General features: G+C 70.2%; 24 protein-coding genes and 2 pseudogenes. 10 read left to right on the top strand and 16 right to left on the bottom strand.

The features are described 5' to 3' along the window. Window positions 1–349 precede the first annotated feature (349 nt). The 7 genes from BM140_RS09270 to BM140_RS09300 form a co-directional block, all read right to left on the bottom strand. Window positions 350–2005, bottom strand: a complete 1656-nt coding sequence (locus BM140_RS09270) for a calcium-binding protein (protein ID WP_091944536.1) — start codon at window positions 2003–2005, stop codon at window positions 350–352. A gap of 974 nt (window positions 2006–2979) precedes the next feature. Continuing rightward, on the bottom strand, window positions 2980–4785 hold the full coding sequence (lepA, locus tag BM140_RS09275; protein ID WP_091944538.1) for a translation elongation factor 4: 1806 nt from the start codon (window positions 4783–4785) through the stop codon (window positions 2980–2982). A 283-nt stretch (window positions 4786–5068) separates the two neighbouring features. After that, entirely contained in the window at window positions 5069–8017 is a 2949-nt protein-coding gene (locus BM140_RS09280) for a response regulator (RefSeq protein ID WP_091944541.1), read from the bottom strand. A 167-nt stretch (window positions 8018–8184) separates the two neighbouring features. Next, entirely contained in the window at window positions 8185–8580 is a 396-nt protein-coding gene (locus BM140_RS09285) for a DUF3307 domain-containing protein (RefSeq protein WP_091944544.1), read from the bottom strand. A 114-nt stretch (window positions 8581–8694) separates the two neighbouring features. Beyond that, on the bottom strand, window positions 8695–9207 hold the full coding sequence (locus BM140_RS09290) for a bleomycin resistance protein (protein WP_091944547.1): 513 nt from the start codon (window positions 9205–9207) through the stop codon (window positions 8695–8697). A gap of 90 nt (window positions 9208–9297) precedes the next feature. Next, window positions 9298–10674: a DUF5666 domain-containing protein gene (locus tag BM140_RS09295; protein WP_091944549.1), complete on the bottom strand. Its 1377-nt coding sequence runs from the start codon at window positions 10672–10674 to the stop codon at window positions 9298–9300. Beyond that, the gene (locus BM140_RS09300; protein ID WP_091944552.1) at window positions 10671–11567 is read right to left on the bottom strand and encodes a DUF6502 family protein; all 897 of its coding nucleotides are present in this window, start codon (window positions 11565–11567) and stop codon (window positions 10671–10673) included. Before BM140_RS09300 ends, BM140_RS09295 begins: the two co-directional genes overlap by 4 nt. Window positions 11568–11714: 147 nt before the next feature. Between BM140_RS09300 and BM140_RS09305 the strand changes: the two genes are divergently transcribed. The 4 genes from BM140_RS09305 to BM140_RS09315 all read left to right on the top strand — a co-directional run bounded on the left by BM140_RS09305 (window position 11715) and on the right by BM140_RS09315 (window position 13439). Continuing rightward, on the top strand, window positions 11715–11942 hold the full coding sequence (locus BM140_RS09305) for a hypothetical protein (RefSeq protein WP_091944555.1): 228 nt from the start codon (window positions 11715–11717) through the stop codon (window positions 11940–11942). After that, window positions 11939–12091, top strand: coding sequence for a hypothetical protein (locus tag BM140_RS25810; RefSeq protein WP_165616428.1), 153 nt, complete (start codon window positions 11939–11941; stop codon window positions 12089–12091). The genes BM140_RS09305 and BM140_RS25810 overlap by 4 nt, the downstream gene beginning before the upstream one ends. Window positions 12092–12115: 24 nt before the next feature. Beyond that, complete coding sequence (locus BM140_RS09310) at window positions 12116–12847, top strand: outer membrane protein (protein ID WP_091945137.1); 732 nt, start codon at window positions 12116–12118, stop codon at window positions 12845–12847. 157 nt (window positions 12848–13004) lie between these two features. Beyond that, window positions 13005–13439, top strand: coding sequence for a phospholipase A2 family protein (locus BM140_RS09315; RefSeq protein WP_091944558.1), 435 nt, complete (start codon window positions 13005–13007; stop codon window positions 13437–13439). A gap of 44 nt (window positions 13440–13483) precedes the next feature. Here the strand turns inward: BM140_RS09315 and BM140_RS09320 are convergent, their stop codons facing one another. The 6 genes from BM140_RS09320 to BM140_RS09345 form a co-directional block, all read right to left on the bottom strand. Continuing rightward, window positions 13484–13882: a DUF3775 domain-containing protein gene (locus BM140_RS09320; RefSeq protein WP_091944561.1), complete on the bottom strand. Its 399-nt coding sequence runs from the start codon at window positions 13880–13882 to the stop codon at window positions 13484–13486. Window positions 13883–14284: 402 nt separating this feature from the next. After that, window positions 14285–14866, bottom strand: coding sequence for an NUDIX domain-containing protein (locus BM140_RS09325; protein WP_091944564.1), 582 nt, complete (start codon window positions 14864–14866; stop codon window positions 14285–14287). A 26-nt stretch (window positions 14867–14892) separates the two neighbouring features. Further along, window positions 14893–15141: a sulfurtransferase TusA family protein gene (locus BM140_RS09330; protein ID WP_091944567.1), complete on the bottom strand. Its 249-nt coding sequence runs from the start codon at window positions 15139–15141 to the stop codon at window positions 14893–14895. A 79-nt stretch (window positions 15142–15220) separates the two neighbouring features. Beyond that, entirely contained in the window at window positions 15221–15658 is a 438-nt protein-coding gene (locus tag BM140_RS09335) for a hypothetical protein (RefSeq protein ID WP_091944570.1), read from the bottom strand. A gap of 147 nt (window positions 15659–15805) precedes the next feature. Beyond that, entirely contained in the window at window positions 15806–17176 is a 1371-nt protein-coding gene (locus BM140_RS09340) for a glutamate--cysteine ligase (protein WP_091944574.1), read from the bottom strand. A gap of 323 nt (window positions 17177–17499) precedes the next feature. After that, the gene (locus tag BM140_RS09345; RefSeq protein ID WP_091944577.1) at window positions 17500–18249 is read right to left on the bottom strand and encodes a 16S rRNA (uracil(1498)-N(3))-methyltransferase; all 750 of its coding nucleotides are present in this window, start codon (window positions 18247–18249) and stop codon (window positions 17500–17502) included. Window positions 18250–18673: 424 nt separating this feature from the next. Between BM140_RS09345 and BM140_RS09350 the strand changes: the two genes are divergently transcribed. The 4 genes from BM140_RS09350 to BM140_RS09365 are packed head-to-tail and all read left to right on the top strand — an operon-like array spanning window position 18674 to window position 21095. Beyond that, on the top strand, window positions 18674–19279 hold the full coding sequence (locus BM140_RS09350; protein ID WP_091944580.1) for a hypothetical protein: 606 nt from the start codon (window positions 18674–18676) through the stop codon (window positions 19277–19279). A 35-nt stretch (window positions 19280–19314) separates the two neighbouring features. Then, window positions 19315–20259, top strand: a complete 945-nt coding sequence (gene ubiA / locus BM140_RS09355; RefSeq protein ID WP_091944583.1) for a 4-hydroxybenzoate octaprenyltransferase — start codon at window positions 19315–19317, stop codon at window positions 20257–20259. Between the two features lie 39 nt (window positions 20260–20298). After that, complete coding sequence (rmf, locus tag BM140_RS09360; protein WP_091944585.1) at window positions 20299–20487, top strand: ribosome modulation factor; 189 nt, start codon at window positions 20299–20301, stop codon at window positions 20485–20487. A 53-nt stretch (window positions 20488–20540) separates the two neighbouring features. Then, complete coding sequence (locus BM140_RS09365) at window positions 20541–21095, top strand: hypothetical protein (RefSeq protein WP_091944588.1); 555 nt, start codon at window positions 20541–20543, stop codon at window positions 21093–21095. Window positions 21096–21104: 9 nt separating this feature from the next. Here the strand turns inward: BM140_RS09365 and BM140_RS09370 are convergent, their stop codons facing one another. Continuing rightward, window positions 21105–21617, bottom strand: a complete 513-nt coding sequence (locus tag BM140_RS09370) for a DUF6101 family protein (protein WP_091944591.1) — start codon at window positions 21615–21617, stop codon at window positions 21105–21107. Window positions 21618–21934: 317 nt separating this feature from the next. Here BM140_RS09370 and BM140_RS09375 point away from each other — a divergent pair, with 317 nt between their 5' ends. Next, window positions 21935–22780, top strand: a complete 846-nt coding sequence (locus tag BM140_RS09375) for an inositol monophosphatase family protein (protein WP_091944594.1) — start codon at window positions 21935–21937, stop codon at window positions 22778–22780. Between the two features lie 209 nt (window positions 22781–22989). Next, a pseudogene (locus BM140_RS26245) lies at window positions 22990–23143 on the top strand (IS481 family transposase); the annotation flags it as partial. Between the two features lie 14 nt (window positions 23144–23157). Here the strand turns inward: BM140_RS26245 and BM140_RS09380 are convergent. Both BM140_RS09380 and BM140_RS25110 read right to left on the bottom strand, forming a co-directional pair. Next, window positions 23158–23423: pseudogene (locus BM140_RS09380) on the bottom strand (transposase); the annotation flags it as partial. Window positions 23424–23459: 36 nt separating this feature from the next. After that, window positions 23460–23558 (bottom strand): IS3 family transposase (locus tag BM140_RS25110; protein WP_131803783.1); only part of this gene is annotated, 99 nt, incomplete at its 5' end.

A 23558-nucleotide genomic window follows, 5' to 3' on the forward strand; every position in this document is an offset into this window, starting at 1 on the left:
CCGAGGTCCCATCATCTGCGTCGATCCCCGCCTCACAAAGGCAGTGAATCACCTCGCAAATGCCGCTGCAACAGCCGAGTTTTTCAACAAAATCGACCCATTGCGGACTTTTCATAATTCTACAGTGCAGCCTTCGGCGGCTGAACGCACCCGGATTAGAGCCGTGCTCGATCGAACGGAAGCGTACGCACGGCTCTAAGTTTTTGTTTTGCCGCGCATTCTTTCGACGAACCGGCATCCACTTCGTCGGAATGCGCTCTAGCTCGATAAATCAATGCGCGATCAGTTGCGTGTCACCGAGCCGGACCGCGCGAGGGTCGATCATACGAGATCACCCCTCACGCGAGCCTTACACAACGAAGAAGTCGTCGTGGGTGAGCTTGGCGTGATTGTCGAGCACGGCGAACTTGATCGCTTTCGCCGTGCCTGAGCCGTCCGCGTCGTAGGACAATGCACCCGTGTCGCGGTCGTAGAGGATGCGGTCGCTGGCATCGACCTTGGCGCCCGCCACGCTCAGGTCCTTGAACGCCGCCGCCCGGAGCGGCCCCGCTCCGAGCGCCGTGAAGATGTCCTCCGACAGGCGGATTGTGTCGTCGACCGGCGCAAAGTCGGTGATGCGGTCGACGTTGCCGGCCCCAAGCTTTGTCGAAAAGACGAACGCGTCCAGGCCCGCCCGGCCGGTCAGAATGTCCGAGCCTGAGCTCCCGTCGAGGACGTTGTTGCCGTCATTGCCGCGGATCGCGTTGGCGAACTCGTTGCCGGTGAGGTTGAGATTGGCTTGGCCGGTCGATGCAGCGAGCTGGAGCGCCTCGATCTCCTGGCCGGCGGTCAGCGCGTAGCTCACCGTCGTCACGACGGTATCGGTCCCGCCGCCTTTCGCCTCGATCACCTGATCCCTGGCCTTGTCGAGGGTGTATGTGTCGTTGCCCCCCAGGCCGCGCATGATGTCGATGCCGCCGCCGCCGTCGATACGATTGGCGCCGGCATTGCCGATCAGGGTCTGACCATACTCGTTGCCGGTCAGATTGAGATTGGCGGAGCCGGTCGATGCGGCGAGCTGGAGCGCCTCGATCTCCTGGCCGGCGGTCAGCGCGTAGCTCACCGTCGTCACGACGGTATCGGTCCCGCCGCCTTTCGCCTCGATCACCTGATCCCTGGCCTTATCGACGGTGTATGTGTCGTTGCCCCCCAGGCCGCGCATGATGTCGATGCCGCCGCCCCCGTCGAGGACGTTGTCGCCTCGGTCGCCGGTCAGCCGGTTCGCGAACTCGTTGCCTGTGAGTCTCACAGTGCTCCCAGAACTTTTGGCGGGATCGGCGATCTCCAGCGCCTCGATCTCCAGCCCCGCCGCCAAAGCGAAGCTGACGCTAGTGAGGATCGTATCGAATCCCCCACCACGCTCCTCGATCACGACGTCGCGTGCCGAATCGACGTAGTAGCGGTCATCGCCGCCCTTGCCGCGCATAATGTCGGCGCCGCCTCGCCCGTCGAGGACATTTCTTCCTTCGGTGCCCTCCAGGGTCTGGGCGAACGCGTTGCCGGTCAGCTTGATATCGGCCGCGCCGATCGATTTCGCGGCGCGGATAGTCTCAACCTCGACCCCTTCGGCGAGAGCAAAGTCGAGAGTCGCCACGATCGTGTCGTGTCCATCACCCTTTCGCTCGATCACCCGATCGCCGACGTTGTTGATGCGATAGATGTCGTCCCCACCGCGGCCCTCGAACGTTTCGGCGCCACTTGTTCCGTAGAAGTTTTCGTTCCCAGCAGAACCGATATAGCCGTTGACTTTCAATGTACCGCTCATCAAGGACAGGTCACTAGAAATCAGCGCGTCCTTGCCCTCGGCGTCCCGCAGGACGGCACCGTTCAGATTGACCGATATGATCGACAGGTCACTGGCGACCTCGTCGTCTTTGACGGTGTACTTGAAGACATAGGCCTGCCCTGGCCGAGAGGCGGCGGCATCATAGGTGGCGACTGCGCCTGTGTTCAGGCTCAACGTCATTTTTTCCTGACCCGTCGCCTGGGTGATTCCCACAAGCCCCAGAGTGATGGCGACCGTGTCGCCAACATTCAGCGAACCGGATCCGGTCCCGGATACTTTCTCTCCAGACGCGATTGGAAGCGCGAATTGCGCAATGGATGGAAAATATATTACAAATGCTTGATCGTAGCCGGACAATGCAATAGCTTTTGATCCGTCCTTGGATATTTCAAGACTTGTAAGTAGATTTCTCGGGGCAGAGTAGCCATAACTCTTGCCATTTTCAATATCATAAAGACGATAATGCTCGCTTCCATCGTATTCATTAAAGCATTAAATCAGATTTTTGCTGTCTGGACTAAATACGCTAAAGCCCCCCCCCCGCGGTCTTCTACGGTGCCATTATGCAAAATTATTGTTGTTCCGAGTTGATTGTCAACGAGTCTAATATCATAAACTGTATAAGGTTCAAAATATTGTTCGGAATATTAATAAAATTCAGTATTGTCTATAATTTCATATCGTCCATCCGGCGATTTCAGAGAGCTCACCTTCACCCACCCACTGCATGAAATTTTTATACAACTTTTATTTCAGCATGCTGTGGAAGAAATGTCCAGATGCCTCGTGAGCCGTGGCGGAGTTCCAGGCATTTTTGAAGTGGTGATCTGTTTCCCTGCTCATTGCAGTCGTTGCTCAGGTCAATGGCTCGCCTGCTGGGAGCCACGCATTGAGCGCAACGGCAGCGTCGTTCAGATAGGAAGCGCTGAACGGATGGGTCGTGCTGAAAGATGGCCGCATTCCACCCAAAGCGGTCCACCGATCCAGTTTTAACCCTGCCGCCCGTCAATCCGTGACTACGCAGCGAAACCCGGTATCCACGACCGGCCGCAACCTCTGTCAGCGCGCCGCATCAGGGGTGGATTACACGCCGCCGGCGCGCCTCTACAGGTCTGGTTTGCTAATTAGCAACTCGCAGTGACGGTGGAGCCTGATCAATCGTCCATCTTCAGCGCCGCGATGAACGCCTCCTGCGGGATCTCGACCCGGCCGAACTGGCGCATGCGCTTCTTGCCTTCCTTCTGCTTGTCCAGAAGCTTGCGCTTGCGCGAGATGTCGCCGCCGTAGCACTTGGCGGTCACGTCCTTGGAGAGCGCCCGGATGGTCTCGCGGGCGATGATCTTGCCGCCGATGGCCGCCTGGACCGGGATCTGGAACAGGTGGCGCGGGATCAGGTCCTTGAGCTTTTCGCACATGGCGCGGCCGCGGGACTCGGCGCGGGTGCGGTGGACCAGCATCGACAGGGCATCGACCGGCTCGGCATTCACGAGGATCGACATCTTCACGAGGTCGCCCTCGCGGTAGTCGGAGACGTGGTAGTCGAAGCTCGCGTAGCCCTTCGAGATCGACTTCAGGCGGTCGTAGAAATCGAACACGACCTCGTTGAGCGGCAGGTCGTAGACGACCATGGCCCGCTTGCCGACGTAGTTGAGGTCGATCTGGATGCCGCGCCGGTCCTGGCACAGCTTCAGCACGCCGCCGAGATACTCGTCGGGCGTCAGGATGGTGGCGCGGATCCACGGCTCCTCGACGGTCTCGATCTTCATCGGATCGGGCATGTCGGCGGGGTTGTGCAACTCCTTGGTCTCGCCGTCGCGCATCAGCAGGCGATAGACCACGGAGGGCGCCGTCGAGATCAGGTCGAGGTTGAACTCGCGCTCCAGCCGCTCCTGAATGATCTCGAGGTGGAGAAGCCCCAGGAAACCGCAGCGGAAGCCGAAGCCGAGCGCGGCGGAGGTCTCCATCTCGTAGGAGAACGACGCGTCGTTGAGCCGGAGCTTGCCCATCGCGCCGCGCAAGCTCTCGAAGTCGGCGGCGTCCACGGGGAAGAGACCGCAGAACACCACCGCCTGGACTTCTTTGAAGCCCGCCAGCATCTGCGTGGTCTGGCGCTTGTCCTCGGTGATGGTGTCGCCGACGCGGGTGTCGGCGACCTCCTTGATCGAACCGGTGAGGAAGCCGACCTCGCCGGGGCCGAGTTCGGCGATGTCGGACATCTTGGGCCGGAACACGCCGATGCGATCGACGCCGTAGGCGGCGTCCGCCCCCATCATGCGGATGGTCATGCCTTTTTTGAGCACGCCGTCGACGATGCGCACCAGCACGACGACGCCGAGATAGACGTCGTACCAGCTGTCGACGAGCAGCGCTTTCAGCGGCGCGTCGCGGTCGCCCTTGGGCGGGGGCAGGCGCGTGACGATAGCCTCCAGCACCGCTTCGATGTTGAGGCCGGTCTTAGCCGAAATCGGTACGGCCTGCGAGGCATCGAGGCCGATCACCTCCTCGATCTGCTCTTTCACCCGGTCGGGCTCGGCGGCCGGCAGATCGACCTTGTTGAGGACCGGCACGATCTCGTGGTTGGCATCCAACGCCTGGTAGACGTTGGCGAGCGTCTGCGCCTCGACGCCTTGCGAGGCGTCCACGACCAGCAGCGAGCCCTCGCAGGCGGCCAGCGAGCGCGAGACCTCGTAGGCGAAGTCCACGTGGCCGGGCGTGTCCATCAGGTTGAGGATGTAGGTCTTGCCGTCCTGGGCCGGATATTCGAGGCGCACGGTCTGCGCCTTGATGGTGATGCCGCGCTCCTTCTCGATGTCCATCGAGTCGAGCATCTGCTCGCTCATGTCGCGCAGCGCCACGGTGCCCGTGGTCTGGATCAACCGGTCGGCGAGCGTCGACTTGCCGTGGTCGATATGCGCGACGATGGAGAAGTTGCGGATGTTGTCGATCGGCGAGGTGGTCATCGGGGTCTCCGGCACGGCGCGGCTCAGCGGGGCTCGCGCGGCGCACGGGCTGGTCGGTGGGGAAGGGCAGCGCGGGAGATAGCAGCGGCGGGCGGACACGCCAAGGCAATCGCGCGCAGCGATGGTTTCGGTTCATGCCGGCCTCGGGCGCCGGCAGCCGCGGCTGCGGCTCTGGCTCCCCCTCCGCGCGATGCTCCGGCGGAGTCGAAGCCATTCGAGCGGGGCGCTCTTCCCGCCCGGCCCTACGGCGATCACGCGTCGAGCGATGGCATCGTGTCGCGCGTTACAGATGCGCGATCAGCGCCGAGACCTCGACGGGCGCGACGCCGACCAGTTCGTCCATCGCGCGGCCGACGAGGTCGCGGGCCACGTGGCAGCGGCGCAAAGCCGCGTCGCCGTCCTGTTCGAGCCCGTCGAGGGCGGCGGCGAGGTCGGTCAGGCCGAAGCGCCGCGCGCCGGAGGCGATGGTGGGGGCTTCCGCCCGCAGGATGGCGGCATCGGAGAAGGTCACGTCGAGCAGCGCGACGAAGCCCCGCAGCGCGCCGCGGGCGCTCTCGGTCCCGAGCGACCCCACGAGCCGGTCGTAGGCGGCCCGGTCGATCACCGGCATCGACGCCGGAGTGGTGGTGGCCGGCACCTCCGCCAGCATCACCGCGGGCAGATGTTCGGCGATGGCGGCGCAGAGGCGGTCGCGGTCGACCGGCTTGGCGATGTGCCCGTTCATGCCGGCCTCGCGGATCGCGTAGACCTGCTCGGGCAGGACGTTGGCGGTCAGCCCCAGGATCGGCACGTGGCGGCAGGGATGGGGCAGGGCGCGGATGCGCCGCGTCGCGGTCAGCCCGTCCATGCCCGGCATCTGCACGTCCATCAGGACGAGGTCGGGGATATGCGCCTGCACCGCCTCGATCGCCGCCGCGCCGTCTTCGACGACCGCGACCCGGCAGCCCTGCCGCTCCAGGAGGCGGCGGATCAGCGCCTGGTTGATCGTATGGTCCTCGACCAGCAGGATCTTTGCCCCTGCGAGCAGGCCGCCCGCGGTCGGCGGCTCGGCATCCGCGGCCGCCGTGGCGTCCGGTTCCGCCGGGGCGGTCTGCGGGGCGGCCGGGGCGAACGCCGTCTCGGCGGCGGGCAGGTGCAGGCTGAAGCGGTGGCTCGACGCCTCGCCCGCGAACGACACCGTCTCCAGCCGCCCGCCCATCCGGGCGATCAGGCGTCCGGCGATGGCGAGTCCGAGCCCGTTGCGCTCGGCCGGCGGCGCGTGGCCGCCGCTGCCGGTGAGCGCGAAGCTGATCCGGTTCTCGGCGCCGCGCAGCGCGTAGAGCGAGAGGGTGACGAGGCCGCCGCGGCGCTCCCGCAGGTTGACGTTGAGCAGGTTGAGCAGGATCTGGCGCAGCCGCCGCGGATCGCCGCGCACCGCCCGCGGCAGCTCGGGCTCGATGCTGAGGCCCAGCGTCACGCCCTTCTCGGCGGCGGCGGGGCGGACGAAGGCGGTGACGCTCTCGACCGCCTCGGCCAGCGAAAAGTCCTCCTCCCGCAGCTGGAAGTCGCCGGCCTCAATCCGGGCGACGTCGAGGATGTCGTCCACCGCCGTCAGCATCGTGCCGGTGGCCTCGCTCACCCGCGCGAGGCTGCGCGCCTGCTCGGCACTCAAGGGGCCGCTGCTCCCGAGCAGCTCGGCGTAGCCCCGGATGGTGGCCAGCGGCGTGCGGATCTCGTGGCTCATCATCGCCAGGAATTCCGACTTCGCCCGGCTGGCGTTCTCGGCCTTGGCCTTGGCGAGCTCGGCCATGTCGCAGGCGAGGCGCAGCTCGTCGGCCTGCTGCTTGCGCGCGGTCACGTCGCGCATCACCGCGATGACCTGCGGCTCGCTCGGGTCGGCTCCCTCGATGCGGCTGCTCACGCATTCGAGCCACAGCCACGCGCCGTCGCGGTGGCGGGCGCGGAACAGGCCGGTGGCCGGGGATTGTCCGGTGCTCAGCGCCGCGCGCATGTCCTCGACGATGCGCCGGTCCTCCGGATGCACAAAGCCCGTCAGCGTCAGGCCCGCGCGGGCCGCCGCGTCGTAGCCGAGCATCCGCTCGAACGACGGCGAGACCTCGCCGAAGGTCCAGGCGCCGGCGCCGAACAGCACGATGATGTCGCCGACATTGTCGGCCAGCATCCGGAAGCGGCTCTGGCTCGCCTCCGCCCGGGCGGCGAGGGCCGCCTGGGCGGCGTCGAGGGCGGCACGCTGATCGTGCAGCGTCCGCGAGGCCGAGGCCAGCGCATGCTCGACCACCCGCACCTCGCGGATCACGCTGTCCTGCGCGGCCACGACCTCGCCCCGGCCGATCCCCTCGGCCTCGGCGGCGAGGCGGGCGGCGGCGCGGGCGATGCGGCGGGCCGTGCGCAGGGCGAACCAGCCGCCCAGCCCGATCAGCGCGAGGGCGAAGGTGAGGAGCAGCAGTAGCGAGCGCCGCAGCGGGGCCTCCAGGGCGTCGCGCCCGACCCCCGTGGCGAAGCGCCAGTCGGACAGGCGCGAGGTCTCTTCGATCCGCAGGATGCCGTCCTCGGCGCCGCTCTGGGAGGCCGAGGTTGGCTCATCCACCGCGTCGGCTTGTCCGATGCGGGCGACGACCTCGCCGTTGCCGTCGATCACCGACGCCCAGTAGGGATCGGTGACGTGGGGGCTGCGGATCAGCGCCTCGAACCGGTCCGCCAGCGCCACCAGGGCGACGAGCCTGACCACGGCGCCGTCGCGGATCACCGGCGCGAACACGCTGACGATCGGGCGCCCGGTCAGCGGGCTGCTCATCAGGCCCGAGATCACCGGTCGGCGGGTGGCGACGAGCCGGGCGATCAGATCCGGACGCGGCAGGGTCGGCAGGGCGGAATCGTCGGAGGCGCGGGTGTTGACGCGTTGGCGACCGTCGAGGTCGGCCAGGGTCACCGTCGCCTCGGCGGGGTCGAAGCTCGCGAGCGCCTGGATCCGGAAAGCCGCCAGATCGCCGGCGTCGATCGAGGGCGAGGCCGCCAGCGTGCGGGCGACGGTCTCCATCTGGGCGAGGTCGTGGTCGATCCGGCTGCGGATCTCCTCGGCGATCAGCGCGAGGGTGTGGCTCAGGCGCTCCTGCTCGCTGATGACGTACCAGCGGGTCGCGACCACCGCGACGGTCGCGGGGGGCACCATCAGGGCCAGTGCGAACAGCGCGAAGGAGACGACCAGCGGTCGAGAGCGTACACCTCCGGTCATCACCCTGCCACGTCGTCTCGTCCTGCCAGCCCGTTCCTTTCTACGGGGGCAGCCGTTAATGCTTCGCCGTTTTTCACATGGGTTATATCGAGCGGCCCGGAACCGGACCGATGGTCCCGTTCCGTGCGTCCGGCGGACGCCCGCCGCCCCGGGGCAATCGGCGATCGTCACAGTGTCGCGAAAGCGGCGGCGAGGCCGAGATTGGTGAGCTGGTGCAGGAACTGGTCGAAGCCGATCAGCCACCAGAACCGCACGTCGTCGGTGCCCAGACCGAGGCGATGGCCGAGGATCGATTTGGCGCGGTCGATCACGAAGTGGACGGCGAAATCGACGAGGGCCAGCCACCACAGAAGCGGGGCCACGAGGAGCGCGAGGGCGAGCGTCAGCCCGGCGTGGCCCAGCGCATGCAGACAGAGCGGCCCGAGCCAGCCCTGACGCCGCTCCTTGCCGCGGGCGATGGCGCCGGTCTGTAACAGGAAGTCGGCCACGACGTGCTTGAGCGCCAGCCCCGCCGCGAGCAGCAGGAACGAGGCGAGCGGGACCGCGGGGGAAGTGGACGGCACGAAAGTCGGTCTCGGCGGCTCGGGGGCGGCGATTGGAACGGCTCGCACCCGGTTCGGCAAGGTGTCCGGAGAGGGCGGGTCTTCCTAAAGGGGCCGAACGCGGCCCCGATCCGGTCACAGGTGAGCGATCTCCGGAACGGCCGGCGGAAGCGACTTCGGTGGACGTTGCCCGAGCGTCTCGGCGAGGCGCACGAGGTATCCATCGGGATCCTGCACCAGGCATTCCCGCTGGCCGCGTTCGACGGACCCCGTTCGGTACCACGCCTCGCTCGGCTCCTCGAACAGGGGCCAGCGCGCCGCGTCGAGAGCGGCGAGGATGGGGGCGAGCCGATCGACCATGATCTGGAAGTTCACGCCCCGACCGTAGGGACGCTCCAGTCGGCCCGTCATCCAGCGGCCGTTGTGCTGGCAGAGCATGATCTGAGCCCCGCCCCGTTCGAGATAGGCGAAGCGCGCGGCGGTGCGGTCGTAGGTGACCTCGAAGCCGAGCAGATCGCACCAGAAGCGCAGGCTCGCATCGAGATCCTCGACATCCAGTTCCGGCGTCAGGGCCGCGAAGCCGCCTTTCGGCGGCTCGCCGGAACCGGTGGAGCGGGCACGGGCTGCAGGGTCGGCGAGCGGCTTCATCCCGTCGATCGGGACATGCCCCTCGGCAGGCGGTCAAGGCCCGGGCGGGGCGGAGGCCGCCCGGGTCGGACCCATGACGCCGAAGGTCCGTCAGCGGGGCCCGCCGCCCCCGCCGAACCCGCCCGGCCCACCGCCGCCGCCGAAGCTGCCCGGCCCGCCGCCGAAACCGCCGGGGCCGCCGAATCCACCACCGCCCGGGCGAGGCCCGCCGAAGCCCGGAGGGCCGCCGAGGCCGCCGGGAGCGGTGCCGCCGAATCCGCCGCCGAATCCACCGCCTTGGCCAGGACCTTGGCCAGGACCTTGGCCGATACCTTGGCCGGGCGCGGGCCGCGTGTCGATCGGGAAGGTGCCGGAGCCGGGGCCGAACCCGGAGCCGCCGCGGCCCGGTCCGGGGCCGCCGACCGGCTCGCGCCCACCCGGACGGACGGACGGTGCTTCGATCCCGCCCGGACGGGCGCCCGGGGCGCCGCTCCCCGGCGGGCCGCCGGGGCGTCCGCCGCCGGCCGGTCCGCCGATGCCGCGGGGCGAGGGGCCGTCGCCGCGCACGGACTCGACGGTCATGCGCCCGTCGCGACCGATGCCCGCCTCGATCACCGCCGGGCCGGAGCCGGACCGCAGGTCGGGGCCGGGCCGGCCCGCCACCGCGAGGCCGGAGCCGAGGCGGAGGCCGCCACCGCCGCCCGGCACGACGTAGCCTTCGACCGAGGCGCGGGCGAGGCCCTTGGGGAACGGGCGGCTGAGGTCGCGGCTCGAGGCGACGGCAAAGCCCGTTTCGGTGGGCCGCCCCTCGACGAGGAGGCGCCGCCCCGCGAACCCGTCCTTGAGGCCGTCGAGGGTCAGGCCGCCGATGCGCGCGACCCCGTCGGGCCCGCGCCGCACCGGCCCGGCGACGCGGTCCGGCCCGTCGGTGCGGGGCTCGATCAGGCTCGCCACGATGGTGCCGTCGCCCCGGCGCAGGCCGCTCACCGCCACCCGCTCGCCGACCGCGACGGGGTTCGGGGCCGTCAGGCCCGTAGTGGAGACCGTCTGCCCAAGCACCGTCAGGCGGCCGGGGCCGACCGCCTCGACCGGGCCGACCACCTCGCTCGTCACCGCGATGGCCCGCGTGGTCAGCGCGCCCCCGGTTTCGCGGGCGACGACGCGCACGACGTGGCCGATGCGCAGGTCGGCGGCGCGGGCCGGGCGCCCGTCGAGGGTGACGCGCACATCCGCCGGGTACGCGATGCGCAGGCCGTTGACCACGATGGAGCCGAACCGGCGGATCGTGCCGATCACCCCCGTGCCGCCGATGCCGCGGTCGCCGCCCGGGAGTTCCTCCACGTCCGGCCGCGCTCCGGTGCCGCCGATGCCGCGGTCCTGCGGCGGCTCGGCGCCGGTCTGGGGCCGGCCGGGATGCGGCCAGGCCAGGGCAGTGCCTGCGAGCAGCGCCAGCAGCCCGCGGCGGGTCGGGTGCGCGGGCCGGCTCAAGGCGCGCGACCCCTTTCGGCCTCTGGCTCAGGCGCCGCCGCGGGCTTTACCTCCTGCGCTGCCGCGGGTTTGGCCTCCACCTCCTCGCGAAAGATGTAGATCCCGAAATTCCAGCGGTGGCGTCCGCCCGGATCGTCGGCGCAGGCCGCGTGCGCCTCGGCATTGGCCTGCTTGAGCGCGTCCATAGCGATGGCCCGCGCCCGCTCCTCCAGCCGCCCCGCCAGCGCCTCGGACAGCCCGTCGTAATGCACGGCGCGCTCGAAGAAGCGGGGGGAGGGGCCGGCGACGTTCTCGACCGCCGCCGCGAGATGGTCGTGCAGGTTGCGGCCGAAATAGTAGAGCTGCGGCTCGCCCCCGCCGCGGGGCAGGTAGGCCGATTCGAGGAGCTGAACCCGGCCCTCCGGGTCGAGCACGGCCATGCCCCGGTCGAGCCACTCGTCCAGCACGGCGCGGGGGCGAACGTCCTTGGTGACGCCCGCCACCAGGGTCTCGAAGGAGGGGGCGCCGCCTTCCGCCGTGCGCGGCAGCGGCAGCGGGCGCCCGCCGCCATCGGTGAAGTCGGGGGCCGCCAGCCAGCGGGCGACGATCCGGCTCGTGCGCGAGACCGTGGCCGGCACCGGGCTCACCGGCGCACCCGCGCCGCGCAGGCGCCGCACCTCCTTGCGGTGGATGCCGGTGAGCAGGCTGACCCGGCTGTCGGTCTGCTCCTTGCCGGGCAGGGCGAAGTCGTACTCGGCGACGTTCACGTAGAGCTCGCGCAGCAGGTTCGTCAGCGCCGGGAAGGTGATGCCGCGCTGGACCAGCAGCCGCACCAGCGGGCGCAGCAGGCGGGCCACCGGCCCGTGCAGGGCGGCGCCGTCCGGGCTCGGAGCGGGGTCGGGCGTCTCTGACATCGGCCGACCTTATCGCCGGCGCTGTGGGACACAATCCCACGAAGTGCGGTTCGGCACGATCACCCACCGTTTTCCGATTGACGTGGGATTTTTGCACACGCATAGCTTCGTGGTCAATTTTCCCACACAACGGAGATGGAGCGGGAGATGCGCGATTTGAGACCCCTCCTCGCGGTCGGCGAGGCGCCGCTGGTCCTGCGCCCGGAACCACGTCCGCTCCTCGACGGCTCGGTGCGTCCGCTCTGCCGCGGCCTCGTCCTCGCCGGCCTGCTCGCCCTGCCGGCCCTCGGGGCGCTCGCCGCGGAACACGTTCGGGCCGGCGGTCCGCGGCCGGAGCCCGTGCGTCTCGCCCTCGCCGCGGCGGTCGCCCGATGAGGTCGGCCCTGGCCGAGGCGCCGGCCTCGCATCCGATGCCCCGCTTCGACGCGCCCGAGCCCTGCGGCGGCGAGACGGTGATCGACCTCGCGCTGTGCCTGATCCTCGCCGTGGGGGTGGTCGGCCTGCTGCTGCTGGCGGCGCTCTGAGACTTCGGAGAACGGGAAATGAATATGATCCGACGCTCGACCCTGCCGGCGCTGGCCGGTCTCGTCCTCGCGGGCGCGGCCTCCGCCGCCGACCTGCCGCCGCGGGTGGCGCCGCCTCCACCGCCGATCCCGCCGGCTTTCACCTGGACCGGGTTCTACATCGGTGCCAATGCCGGATACGGCTTCCGCGGCGGCGCCTCGACCTACGCGGACCCGACCTATGGCACGGTCACCGAATCCAAATCCGGCAACGGCTTCTTCGGCGGCGGGCAGGTCGGCTACAACTACCAGTTCACGCCGGGTTCGGGTTGGGTGCTCGGCGCCGAAGCGGACTTCCAGGGCACCACCTTCGGGCGGCGCGGCGACGGCACGATCGGCGCGACGCCGTATTACGGGGTGTCTCCGAGCCTCGACTGGTTCGGCACCGTGCGCGGGCGCGTCGGCTACGCCCTCGACCGCTGGCTCGTCTACGGCACCGGCGGCTTCGCCTATGGCGGCGGCGGCGCCTCACCTTACGCCGGCGCCTATTCCTACACCCTGCCGGACACGACCCGGCTCGGCTACGCGGTCGGCGGCGGCGTGGAATACGCGCTCACGGAGAAGATCTCGGTCAAGGTCGAGGGCCTCTACGTCGATCTCGGCAAGCGCGGTGCGGGCGCCACCGCCTACGACGCCGCGGTGCCGGCCTATTACGGCACCGGCCGCTCGGAATCCGGCTTCGGCCTCGTGCGCGGCGGCCTGAACTGGCGGTTCTGAACGGCGCCCGCCGCAGCGCCGAATGGTGCGGTGCACGGGCCGGAATGAACCACAGCCGTAAAAAACCGTTGAAACGGCTCAGTCGGTCCCGCGGCGACGGCAACGGTCGCGCCGGCCGGGGGCTGCGAGGGGAGCGTTTCGAACGGAGAGTACGACCTTGACCATTCCCTCTTTGCATCCGGCGATCCGGCGGCTGTCTCTCGCGGCCGGACTCGGCGCCGTCCTCGTCGGCGCGCCGCTCGCGGCCTTCGCGCAGGACATCGCGGCGCCGGAGGCCCCGGACATCGCGCTGCCGGCGACGCCGAAGCTCGGGGCCGGCCTGCCGAAGGGCGCGCTGGTGTTCCACGGCAATTACTGCGGCCCCGGCAGCCGCGGCGCCGGCCTGCCGCCGGTCGATGCCCTCGACCGGGCCTGCATGCACCACGACGCCTGCTCGCCGCCGGTCGGCCAGGGCCTGCCCTCCTGCGCCTGCAACGACCAGCTGGAGCGCGAGGCCTCGCTGGTGGCGCATACGCCGCGCCTGAGCGAGGATCTGCGCAGCACGGCCGAGTTCGTCGCCGTGGGGGCCAAAGTGCTCGCCTGCGAGCCGTGATTCGAACGAGGGCCGGGGGCACGGGCCCCCGGCCCTCGTTCGTTCTACGCCTCAGGCGTTTCCATCGCGATGCCGAGGCCGTCGAGCCCCTCTTCCAGGAGCGCCGCGGCATCCGGCGTGCCGAGCAGCTCGCGCACGGGGCTGTCGCCCGCCGCCTCGCGCTCCCGCGCCATGCGCACCGCCTCGCCCCACTCCGCCGGCTCCAGATCGCCGCGCCCGATATAGAGCAGGGCCATCAGGTTGCTGCGCTCGTCCTCGTTGAGGCCGGCGATGGCCGAGGCGATCTCCTGCTCGGTGGCGTCGTCGGTGCCGCCGACGAGCACGTCCGCCGCCCCGTCGTCGATCGGGTTCGAGCCCGAATCCGGGTCGGTCGCCCCTTCCTTCGCCTCGATCGCCCGCAGCCGCAGGATGATCTCGGTGACCTTGTCGAGGGCGATGTCCATGTCCGACTCCAACTTCCGGCTTTCATCCGCGCGCCGCACCCGACGGGCGCGCGCTCGCGTCCGCAGTGAACACGGGAAGTCGGCGTCCGGTTCGAGCGGCCGTGACGAAAGGCTCGGAGGTGAGGCGGGCGGGGCCGGAGGATCAGTCGCGCTTCGGGCCGATTTCTTCGGCGCGGCGATGCCACATCAGCATCAGGCCGGAGACGATGAGCCAGGGACAGGCGATCCCGATGAAGAACGACATGAACGTCTCCCAGGCGGCGGGCGCTGTTCTAAAAAAAGGCGCCGGCCCGGCTCGGGGCCGGACGCGGGCAGGCCGCGAGCCCCGTTCCGCATCCGAAATGATAGCCGGCGCCGCCCTTCCGGCAAGGCTTGCGCCGGCACAAAGTCGGGGCAGGCAAGCTAGACGAAGAGATCCGGTCGCCGCAGGCGCAGGGCCAGGACCAGGGTGTAGGTCTTCATGTCGGTGAGTTCGCCCGCCTCCGCCAGGGCGGCGAGGTCGGCGAGCGGCATCTCCACGACGGTGATGCCCTCGTGCTCCTCGGCGAGGCCGCCGCCCGCGCCCTCGCGGTCGGCCGGGGCATAGGCGGCGAGGAACAGGTGCATCCGCTCGGTCGAGACGCCGGGCATGGTCCACACCGTCGCCACCGGCTCCAGGGCGCCGAGGCGCACCCCGGTCTCCTCGAAGGCCTCGCGCCGGGCGCCCGCCTGCGGGTCGGCCTCGTCGAGGAGGCCGGCGGGGGCCTCCAGCATCTCCGGCAGGGCGGCGGCGAAGAAGGGCGCTGCCCGGAACTGGCGGATCACCAGGGCGAGCCGGCGCTCCGGATCGTAGGGCAGCACGCAGACCGCCTCGCCGTGATCCTCGATCTCGCGGGTGGCCTCGTGCCCGTCGGGCAGGGTGACGTCGGCGATGAGGAAGCTCGCCCAGCCGTCATGGACCGTGCGGGTGCCGCGGATTTTCGGGTTCGGGCTGTCGGCCGGCATGGCTCTCCTCGGGCGGTCATCCGGTTTCAGGCCGGGCGCCGGATCAGGAAGCGGAAGGCGGCGCCGTCGCGCTCCTGCGCCTCCAGCGCGGCGCCTTCCTCGCGCACGGCGTTGGGGATGTCGATGCCCGCCAGCGGATCGGTGCAGGTCACCCGCAGCCGCCCGCCCGGCGCCAGCCCGCGCAGGGCCTTGCGGGTGCGGAGCGCCGGCAGGGGGCATTTGAGCCCGCTCAGGTCGAGATCGATCGGTTCTTGAGAAGGCGGAGCGTCGGACATCGCGTCCAGCCCATAGCACGAAGGCCCCGCCGGCCTGCGCCGACGGGGCCCCGAAACGCTTTTCGCGAAAGGGGACTTTTTACCAGCCGTAATAGCCGCCGTACCCGCCATAGGCCGGGTACCCGTAGCCGCCATAGCCGCCGTAATAGGCCGGGCGGGCATAATAGACCGGGCGCGCATAGCCGTAGCCGCCGTAGCCGTAGCCCGGGTAGCCGTAGCCGCCGCCGTAATAGCCGTAGCGGGGGGCCGCGCTCGCCGCCAGCGCGCCGCCGATCAGGCCGAGGGCCGCGCCGGCGAACAGCGCGCCGCCGACATTGCCGCGGCGGCGATAGCCGTAGCCGCCGCCGTAGTAACCGCGGCGCCAGCCGACGTGATCGACATGGGTCTTGGTGCCGCCGACGAGGTCGCCCGTCAGCGCCGGAAGCGGCGCGGCCTGGGCAGCGGGGGCGGTGCCGACGACGGTCAGACCGGTGGTGGCGAGGCCGGCCAGCATCAGGACCGTGATGCGCGACGACATGGCTGCGTACTCCTGAAGTGTCACGAACACGCTCAGGAACTTTCTTTTAACCCTAGGGTTCCCGCGACCCCAACCGACCCGTGGCGTCGTGTGCCCCACCGCACGGTCCGGTTCGGTCCGGCGGGGCGGTCGGGATCGTCCGGCCCCTCAGAACGTGCATTCCGTGAAGGCCGGATCGACGCATTTGGCCCAGGGGCCCTCGTACAGGCTCAGCAACGCGTCGGCCCGGCTGCGCCCGGCGGCGACGATGGCCTCCAGCGGCTGGAGGTAGATCGCCTCGTCCCGGCCCGACGCGTCCCGGCGTGCCCGCGCCTGCAGGCCGGCGCGGGCGATGCTCAGCGCTTCCGCGGCCACCGCGCCGAGGCTGCGCCCGCCGATGCTGGCGGCGAGCCCGAGCCGCGGCACGGCGGCGCGCAGCGACTCGCGTTCGGAGGCCGTCCAGCCGCGCACGAGATCCCAGGCGGCGGACAGCGCCCCCTCGTCGTAGAGCAGCCCGGCCCAGAGCGCGGTCTGCGCCGCGATCATCGCCGGCCCTCCGACATCGGCGCCGCGCATCTCGAGGAAGCGCTTCAGGCGCACCTCGGGGAAGACGGTCGAGGCATGGTTGGCCCAGTCCGACACGGTCGCGCGCTCGCCGGGCAGCTGCGCGAGCCGCCCCTCCATCAGGTCGCGGAACGAGGCGCCGGAGACATCGTGGTAGGTCTCGCCGCGCTTGACGAAATACATCGGCACGTCGAGCAGCCAATCGACGTATCGCTCGTAGCCGAACCCGTCCTCGAAGGCTTGCGGGAACATGCCGGTGCGGTCGGCGTCCGTGTCGCGCCAGATCTCGGAGCGGCGCGACAGGAAGCCGTTCGGCCGCCCGTCGGTGAAGGGCGAGTTGGCGAACAAGGCGGTCGCCACCGGCTGGAGCGCGAGGCCGACGCGGAGTTTGCGCACCATGTCGGACTCGGAGGAGAAATCGACGTTCACCTGCACGGTCGCGGTGCGCAGCATCATGTCGAGGCCGAGCGTGCCCACCTTCGGCATGTAGCCGCGCATGATGCGGTAGCGGCTCTTGGGCATGAACGGCGTGCCCTCGCGCGTCCATTTCGGGCTCATGCCGAGATCGAGGAAGCCGATGCCGAGCGGCTCGGCGGCCCGGCGGGTCGCCGCCAGATGCTCGTCGAGTTCCGCGACCGTGGCGTGGACGTCGGGAAGCGGCGCGCCGGACAGTTCGAACTGCCCGCCGGGCTCGATCGAGATCGCCCCGCCGCCCTCGTTGTGGGCCAAGCCGATGATGTTGGCGCCGTCGAGGATCGGCTCCCAGCCGGTCTCGCGGCCGAGGTTTTCCAGCAGAGCCCGGATGCCGCGCTCGCCTTCGTACGGCACGGGCGTGCGGTCGGCGGTGTAGAACGGGATCTTTTCGTGTTCCGTGCCCAGCGCGAAGCGCGTCGCCGGCTTCTCGCCGTCGGAGAACCACGCGATCAGTTCGTCCCGCGAGGTCAGCGGGGTCGTGTCGGACGTGTCGCGCGCCATGCGCTGCCTCGTCGAGCCGGTGGTGGGGCAGGCGCGAAAAAAGGCCCGATCCTGAAGACCGGGCCCGCGATCGGCCACGCCGGAGATGTCGTGTCCTTAGAGCAGGCCGCAAGGGCCGACAACGCGGAGGGGCGTCACGGTGCGGGTATGGCGTTTCTTCTGTCGGACTCAAGCGCCGGCGCCCGCATCCGCGGTCTTGAAGTCCCCTTGGGCTTCTCGCTCCGCTCGACGCCTCGGCTGAAAGCCGAGGCTGCTGCGGGGCGCTCTTCGCGCCCTGAAAGCGGCAACAGGCCTCAGAGGGCTTGTCGTGGCCTCCTCGTACCTTAGCGCCCATCCCCCAGCACTGCCTGCACCAGCGCCATGACGGCCACCGCCGCCGTATCGGCCCGCAGGATGCGAGGCCCCAGCGAGAGCGCCACCGTGTTGGGCCGCGCCGCGATCAGGGCCCGCTCCTCTTCGTGGAAGCCGCCCTCGGGGCCGACCAGCACGGCGAGCGGTGGGGTTTTGTCGGACGCCGCGCCGCGGAGCGCCGCGACCGGGTCGGCGACGGGGGCGTCCTCGTCGCAGAACACCAGCAGGCGCTCCGGTTCCAGCGCGTCGAGCGCCGCGGGCAGGCGCTCCGGCTCGGCGACCGCGGGGATCGCCAGGATGCCGCATTGCTCGGCGGCCTCGATCGCGTTGGCGCGGAGCCGATCGAGCTTGATCCGCTCCCCTTGGGTGAAGCGGGTGAAGACCGGGCGCAGCGTGCCCGCGCCCATCTCCACCGCCTTCTGGGCCATGTAGTCGAGCCGGCCGGTCTTCAGGGGGGCGAACAGGTAATGCAGGTCGGGCGGGGCCGGCTGCGGGCGCGTCTGCGTGACCAGTTTCAGGTCGGCGCTCTTGCGGCCGTTGGGGACGAGGTCGGCGCGCCACTCGCCGTCGCGGCCGTTGAACAGCAGCACCGGCTCGCCCTCCGTCTTGCGCAGCACGGTGAGCAGGTAGTTGGCCTGCGCCCGTTCCAGGGGCAGGACGCGCCCTTCGGCCAGATCCGCCTCGACGTAGAGACGCGGCGCGGTGAAGTCGTAGAGGGCCATGCCGGCCTCCTCGCGTGAGGGCCCGGCGCTGTCAATCGGGCCATCGCCCGGCACGAGCGACGGCACCGTCTAGCCGGGCGCGAAGAGCGCCCCGCGCAGCGGTCCTCGGCGCAGGCCGAGGCGTTGAGCGGAGCGAGAAGCCCAAGGGGACTTCATGACTGCGGACGCGGGCGCCGGCGCTTGAGGCCTGATGCATGCAGGCAACACCGCTCCTTTTTCCGCCTCTTGCCCACGGCCTAAGCCGTCCCGAGACCCGCGGCACCATTGGCGCCACATTCCCGTGCAGGAACATCCTCACGAAACATCGCAAGGCCTGATCGGCGGATTCGGGGCGCGCACGCCGCGCCGGGAGCCGGCATCGGGTGGGGGCTGCGAAAGCGGGGACGACACCCGCCGCGGCCGACAGGGAAAGGACCGAGCCCTCATGACTGCGCCGTCTGCCGCCTTCACCAAGTTCGCCGGTTCGCTGGTGACCCTCGCGCTTCTGTCCGGCCCGGCCCTGGCCCAGGGCGCCTTCGGCTCGATGCCGGCTCCCTCGATGGAGACGCCCGCCGAGGCGGCGCCCGCCGCGCCCGCCGCGCCCGCGCCGATGGCCATGCCGATGCCGACCACCACGACGCCGGCTCCGGCCGTGCCCCAGGGCGGCACCGATTGCAGCGCCATCCAGAAGACGCTGATGGAGCGCAAGAACCTCGTCGGCAAGGCGAACGCCGCCTCGAACTCCAAGCACAAGATGACGCCGCAGCAGGCCTGCGCCCTGTTCGGCCAGCTCCAGGCCAACGGCACGGCCGGCATCAAGTGGATCGCCGCCAACAAGGAATGGTGCTCGATCCCGGATTCCTTCGCCGAGGGCTTCCAGGCCGACCACAAGCGCGTCGGCGACATCCGCTCCAAGGTCTGCGGCATGGCGGCCCAGGCCACCAAGATGGAGGCCCAGGCCCGCGCCCAGGCCCAGAACGGCGGGGGCGGCGGCCTGCTCGGCGGCCCCGGCCTGACCGGCAGCTTCAAGATGCCCCAGGGCGCCTTGTGACGGGCGCGCTCTAGGCCGCCGTCGAACCCACCGCGTTGCGTTCCCCTCACGAGCCCACCGGCCGCGTCGCCGACGCGGTCGCCGGCCACTGGGTCGACCGGCTCGCGCCGGCCGGCGCCCGGCCCTATCTGCGCCTCGCCCGGATCGAGCGTCCGGTCGGCTGGTGGCTGCTGCTGCTGCCGTGCTGGTGGTCGGCGGCGCTCGCCGGCATCGCCGCCGGGCACGCCCCCGATCCGCTCCACCTCGTGCTGTTCCTGATCGGGGCGGTGGCGATGCGCGGCGCCGGCTCGACCTACAACGACATCGCCGACCGCGACCTCGACGCGCAGGTCGAGCGCACCCGCTCGCGTCCGCTCCCCTCGGGGCAGGTGAGCACCAAGGCGGCGGCCGCCTTCCTCGTGGCGCAGGCGTTGGTGGGCCTCGCCGTGCTGCTGCAGTTCAACGGCACGGCGATCCTCGTCGGGATGCTCTCGCTGGCCCCCGTGGCGATCTACCCGTTCATGAAGCGGATCATGCCGCTGCCCCAGGGCGTCCTCGGCCTCGCCTTCGCCTGGGGGGCGCTGATGGGCTGGGTCGCGGTGTTCGGGCGCGTCGAGGCTCCGGCCCTGTGGCTCTATGCCGGCACGGTGGCCTGGATCGTGGGCTACGACACGATCTACGCGGTGCAGGACATCGAGGACGACGAGATCGCCGGCATCAAGTCGTCGGCCCGCCTGTTCGGCGCCCGGCTCAAGCCCTTGGTCGGGCTCTGCTATGGCCTCGCCGCTATCCTGATGGTGCCGGCGCTGATCGGCGCTGGTGCCGGCCTCCTCGGCTGGCTCGGCCTCGCGCTGTTTGCCGCCCATCTCGGCCAGCAGGTCGTGCGCCTTTCTCCGCGCAACGGGCGCCTCGCCCTCGCCCTGTTCCGCTCGAACCGCGACGCCGGGCTGATGCTGTTTGCGGGGTTAGGCCTGGATGCGCTGTCGCGGGTGCTCGCCTGAGGGCATCGTCTCCGGCCCGCCGCGCACCATATCCGGCCCATGAGCGACACCGATCCGCAGGCCTCCGTCGACGAGGCGGTTTCCGAAGGCGCTCGTGCGCGGGTGCAGGGGCGTCCCCGCGATGCCTGTCCCTACGGGCAGAACACGCCCGAGCGCACGGCCTGGCTCGAAGGCTACGACGGCGCGCCAATGGACCGGGCGCCCGACCTGCCGATCGGCAATGGGTAGGCTGAGGCGATGCGTGGTTGCGATGCGTCGCGGCCTGCGACCATGATGCCGCGATGGACGATCCCTTCTCCGAGACCTTCGCTCCGCTGATCGGCGTGCCCTGCTGGGGCGTGGAGCACGGGCAGGGAAGTATTCTCTCCTTCGAGTTCGGAGAGCCCCGCCTCGTCATCCGCGAGCCCTTCGTCTCGACGTCATCCTCGGCTAAGCTTCGGGCGTCTGCGGCAATGCGGCGTGTCAAACCGGTCGGAGCATGGTGTCTTTTCGTGTTCTGTTGCCGCTGGCGCGCCACCGCTTCCGGCACGCTCTCGGCCGAGGATGAAAGCGCCCAGGACCGGATCGAGGCCGCTGCGCGGGACTTCGACGGGCAGCGGCTGGCGCGGTTCGAACTCGATGCAGCCGAGCGCCGGGCGACCTTCGGGTTCGACCTCGGTGCCGTTCTCGAGACATGGCCCTACGCGGACGATGACGGCGAGCAATGGTCTCTGTATCGGCCCGACGGGCATGTCCTGACCTACCGCGCGGACGGTGCCCTCAGTCTTGATCCCGGCGATACGCCTCCCGACCGGATGGGGTGGCGTGCGGTGGAGGGGAGCGTCCAGATTCCCTGAAACGCTTCATCACCCCCGCGAAAACAGCTCGCTCTCACCCCGGTGGATGCACGGCCGGGCCGGCAGGCGGGTGGCCTTGCGGCGGGTGAGGAAGCGGGGGCGGCGGCCGCTGAGCGAGCCGTTGCGGCGGCGCTGGCGGCTGCGGCCGAGCGCGAGGCGGCCGATCTGCTGCGAGACCGGGACGAGGCTGCCGTCCTCGCGCAGGAGCATCCGGGTCAGGCCGCCCTTGGCCGAGAGGTCGCGCCACTGCGCCACCACCTCCTCCTCGGTGAAGGCGCCCAGCCGCATCAGCACCTCGCCCTCGGCATCGACGAGGAGGAGCGCGAAGCGGTCCTCGCCGGTGGCGTCGGCCGCGTCGTCGTCGAAGGCGAGCGCCGCGCCGACCGGGACGGCGCCCTGGCTTTTGCCGAGAGCCTTGCCGAGGATCGGCAGCGGCGTCGCGGCGACGGTGACGGCGTGGCGGATCGCACCGTCTTCGTTGGCGATCCGGCAGTCCAGAGCGGTGATCTCGAAAGTCATCATCGGTTCGATGCCTTGTCCTGGGTCGCGGTCTCTGGCGGACGCGCTGTCATGACAAGCATATGGCCCCAGGCCACCCCCAAGGCGCCTTAAGAGTGAGCGTTAAGCGATGGTGGACGACCCCGAAGTCTCCGGAATGCTCAACGGACCCTTTTCGCGATCGGTGAAAGACCCGTGTATCGGGCTGCCGCCTCGCCGCCGCCGCCACCGGGGCACGGCAGGCTTGCGCCGGTCCGTCCTTGTGAGGGGAGGGCCTTCGCCCTTAGAACGAAAGTGCGCTCCGCCGGCCTCCCGCGGAGCACATCATTGCAAGCGAGCCCATGACCACCGACACGACATCCTCGTCCGGGGCGCCGTCCGTCGCGGCTTTGGCGCCGCTCCTGCGCGCGGCGGTGCGCGAGGCGTCCGCCCTCGCGCTGCCCTTCTTCGAGCCCGGCGGGCAGACGCGCGCGCGGGTCTGGTCGAAATCCGGCGGCTCTCCGGTGACGGAGGCGGACGTGGCCGTCGACACCTTCCTCAAGGTGCGCCTGTCGGAGGTCGAGCCGGGAGCGGCGTGGCTGTCCGAGGAGACGATCGACGATCCCGTGCGCCTCGGCGCGGAGCGGGTCTGGATCGTCGATCCGATCGACGGCACCCGCGCTTTCCTGTCGGGCCATCCCGACTGGTCGATCGCGGTCGCGCTTCTGGAGGCGGGCGAGCCGGTGCTCGGCGTGGTGTTCGCCCCTGCCACGGGGCGCTTCTACGAGGCGATGGCCGGAGCGGGTGCGACGCTCGACGGCGTGCCGATCCGCGCCTCGGCGCAAGGCGCGCTGGAGGGCGCGCGCATCACCGGCCCCAAACCGATGCAGGACCGCCTCCTCGGCGGCGCCGCCCGGCTCGGGGCCGAGCCCGCGGTGACGCGGGTCGAGCGAGTGCCCTCGCTGGCCCTGCGGCTCGCGCGGGTGGCCGAGGGCGTGATCGACCTCGGCCTCGTGTCGAAGGATTCGCGGGATTGGGATCTCGCCGCCGCCGACCTGATCCTGCGCGAGGCGGGCGGGGTGGTCTGCGACCTCGACGGCCGCCCGACGGTCTACAACCGACCGGAGCCGCGTCACGGCGAACTCATCGCCGTCCCGCGGGCGCTGTGCGAGCCCGCGCTCGCGGCGCTCGCGCGGGGGAATGGCTGAGGGGACCGGCGTTCCTGCCCGGAGCCGGGCGGGCCGCCCCCGCGACGGCGGGGCGGCGGGCGTGCGGAGACGGACCGTCGGTCAGGTTCCGCGCAGCGATTAGTTGTCTGGTTTCGCAACGACGTTGGGATTTGGCGCGTCGGGCGATCGAGGCCTACGCGTGGCGGTTCGAGGGGGTGCGCCGCCTTGCTGCCAAGGCGGGCTCGTTGATACTCGCCATCCATCCCCAGACCCGCACCACCCCGGCTGTCCGCGCCGAGATCGCCTGCTCGAACGAGAGGCTCCGGCGTTCTGGCCAAGCGCTACGGCGTTTCCACCGAGACCATCCGCAAGTGGCGCAAACGCGGCCCGGATGACTGTCGCCCTTCTCTGTGGCAAGCGGCGATGCGAGTCTGGCTGTCGCCTTTTGCCTGCGGGTGATGAGGGTGAACACCTCACGGGCGATGTAGCACTTCAGGCAGCGGATCGCTTCCAGCTTGGAGTGGCCCTCCGCGATGCGGCGGGCCATGTACGCCTTGGTCCGCGCCTCGGTTCGCAGGCGCCCGATGGCGATGATGTGGAGCGCAGAATTGGCGGCTCGGACACCGCCTCGGTTGAGGCGATGGCGCATCGTCTTGCCTGATGAGGCCGGCACCGGGCTCACTGGCCTGCTGCCGGTTTGTTGGACACCGTCCTAAGCTCATTGGGCACGGTTTTCGAACTCGACAGGGCTGAGGTAGCCCAGGGTCGAGTGCCGCCGCGCCGGGTTGTAGAAGCGCTCGATGTAATCGAACACATC

Source organism: Methylorubrum salsuginis (assembly GCF_900114375.1).
Lineage (GTDB): Bacteria > Pseudomonadota > Alphaproteobacteria > Rhizobiales > Beijerinckiaceae > Methylobacterium > Methylobacterium salsuginis.

What these genes read in the sequence shown, in the direction of transcription:
- BM140_RS09350 (WP_091944580.1), top strand. Translation starts at nt 18,674, where the DNA reads ATGACTGCGCCGTCTGCCGCCTTCACCAAGTTCGCCGGTTCGCTGGTG.
- BM140_RS09310 (WP_091945137.1), top strand. Translation starts at nt 12,116, where the DNA reads ATGATCCGACGCTCGACCCTGCCGGCGCTGGCCGGTCTCGTCCTCGCG.
- rmf (WP_091944585.1), top strand. Translation starts at nt 20,299, where the DNA reads ATGAGCGACACCGATCCGCAGGCCTCCGTCGACGAGGCGGTTTCCGAA.
- BM140_RS09375 (WP_091944594.1), top strand. Translation starts at nt 21,935, where the DNA reads ATGACCACCGACACGACATCCTCGTCCGGGGCGCCGTCCGTCGCGGCT.
- BM140_RS09335 (WP_091944570.1), bottom strand. Translation starts at nt 15,658, where the DNA reads ATGTCGTCGCGCATCACGGTCCTGATGCTGGCCGGCCTCGCCACCACC.
- BM140_RS09325 (WP_091944564.1), bottom strand. Translation starts at nt 14,866, where the DNA reads ATGCCGGCCGACAGCCCGAACCCGAAAATCCGCGGCACCCGCACGGTC.
- lepA (WP_091944538.1), bottom strand. Translation starts at nt 4,785, where the DNA reads ATGACCACCTCGCCGATCGACAACATCCGCAACTTCTCCATCGTCGCG.
- BM140_RS09290 (WP_091944547.1), bottom strand. Translation starts at nt 9,207, where the DNA reads ATGAAGCCGCTCGCCGACCCTGCAGCCCGTGCCCGCTCCACCGGTTCC.
- BM140_RS09300 (WP_091944552.1), bottom strand. Translation starts at nt 11,567, where the DNA reads ATGTCAGAGACGCCCGACCCCGCTCCGAGCCCGGACGGCGCCGCCCTG.
- BM140_RS09305 (WP_091944555.1), top strand. Translation starts at nt 11,715, where the DNA reads ATGCGCGATTTGAGACCCCTCCTCGCGGTCGGCGAGGCGCCGCTGGTC.
- BM140_RS09320 (WP_091944561.1), bottom strand. Translation starts at nt 13,882, where the DNA reads ATGGACATCGCCCTCGACAAGGTCACCGAGATCATCCTGCGGCTGCGG.
- BM140_RS25810 (WP_165616428.1), top strand. Translation starts at nt 11,939, where the DNA reads ATGAGGTCGGCCCTGGCCGAGGCGCCGGCCTCGCATCCGATGCCCCGC.
- BM140_RS09330 (WP_091944567.1), bottom strand. Translation starts at nt 15,141, where the DNA reads ATGTCCGACGCTCCGCCTTCTCAAGAACCGATCGATCTCGACCTGAGC.
- BM140_RS09345 (WP_091944577.1), bottom strand. Translation starts at nt 18,249, where the DNA reads ATGGCCCTCTACGACTTCACCGCGCCGCGTCTCTACGTCGAGGCGGAT.
- BM140_RS09280 (WP_091944541.1), bottom strand. Translation starts at nt 8,017, where the DNA reads ATGACCGGAGGTGTACGCTCTCGACCGCTGGTCGTCTCCTTCGCGCTG.
- BM140_RS09365 (WP_091944588.1), top strand. Translation starts at nt 20,541, where the DNA reads ATGGACGATCCCTTCTCCGAGACCTTCGCTCCGCTGATCGGCGTGCCC.
- BM140_RS09340 (WP_091944574.1), bottom strand. Translation starts at nt 17,176, where the DNA reads ATGGCGCGCGACACGTCCGACACGACCCCGCTGACCTCGCGGGACGAA.
- BM140_RS09270 (WP_091944536.1), bottom strand. Translation starts at nt 2,005, where the DNA reads ATGACGTTGAGCCTGAACACAGGCGCAGTCGCCACCTATGATGCCGCC.
- BM140_RS09370 (WP_091944591.1), bottom strand. Translation starts at nt 21,617, where the DNA reads ATGATGACTTTCGAGATCACCGCTCTGGACTGCCGGATCGCCAACGAA.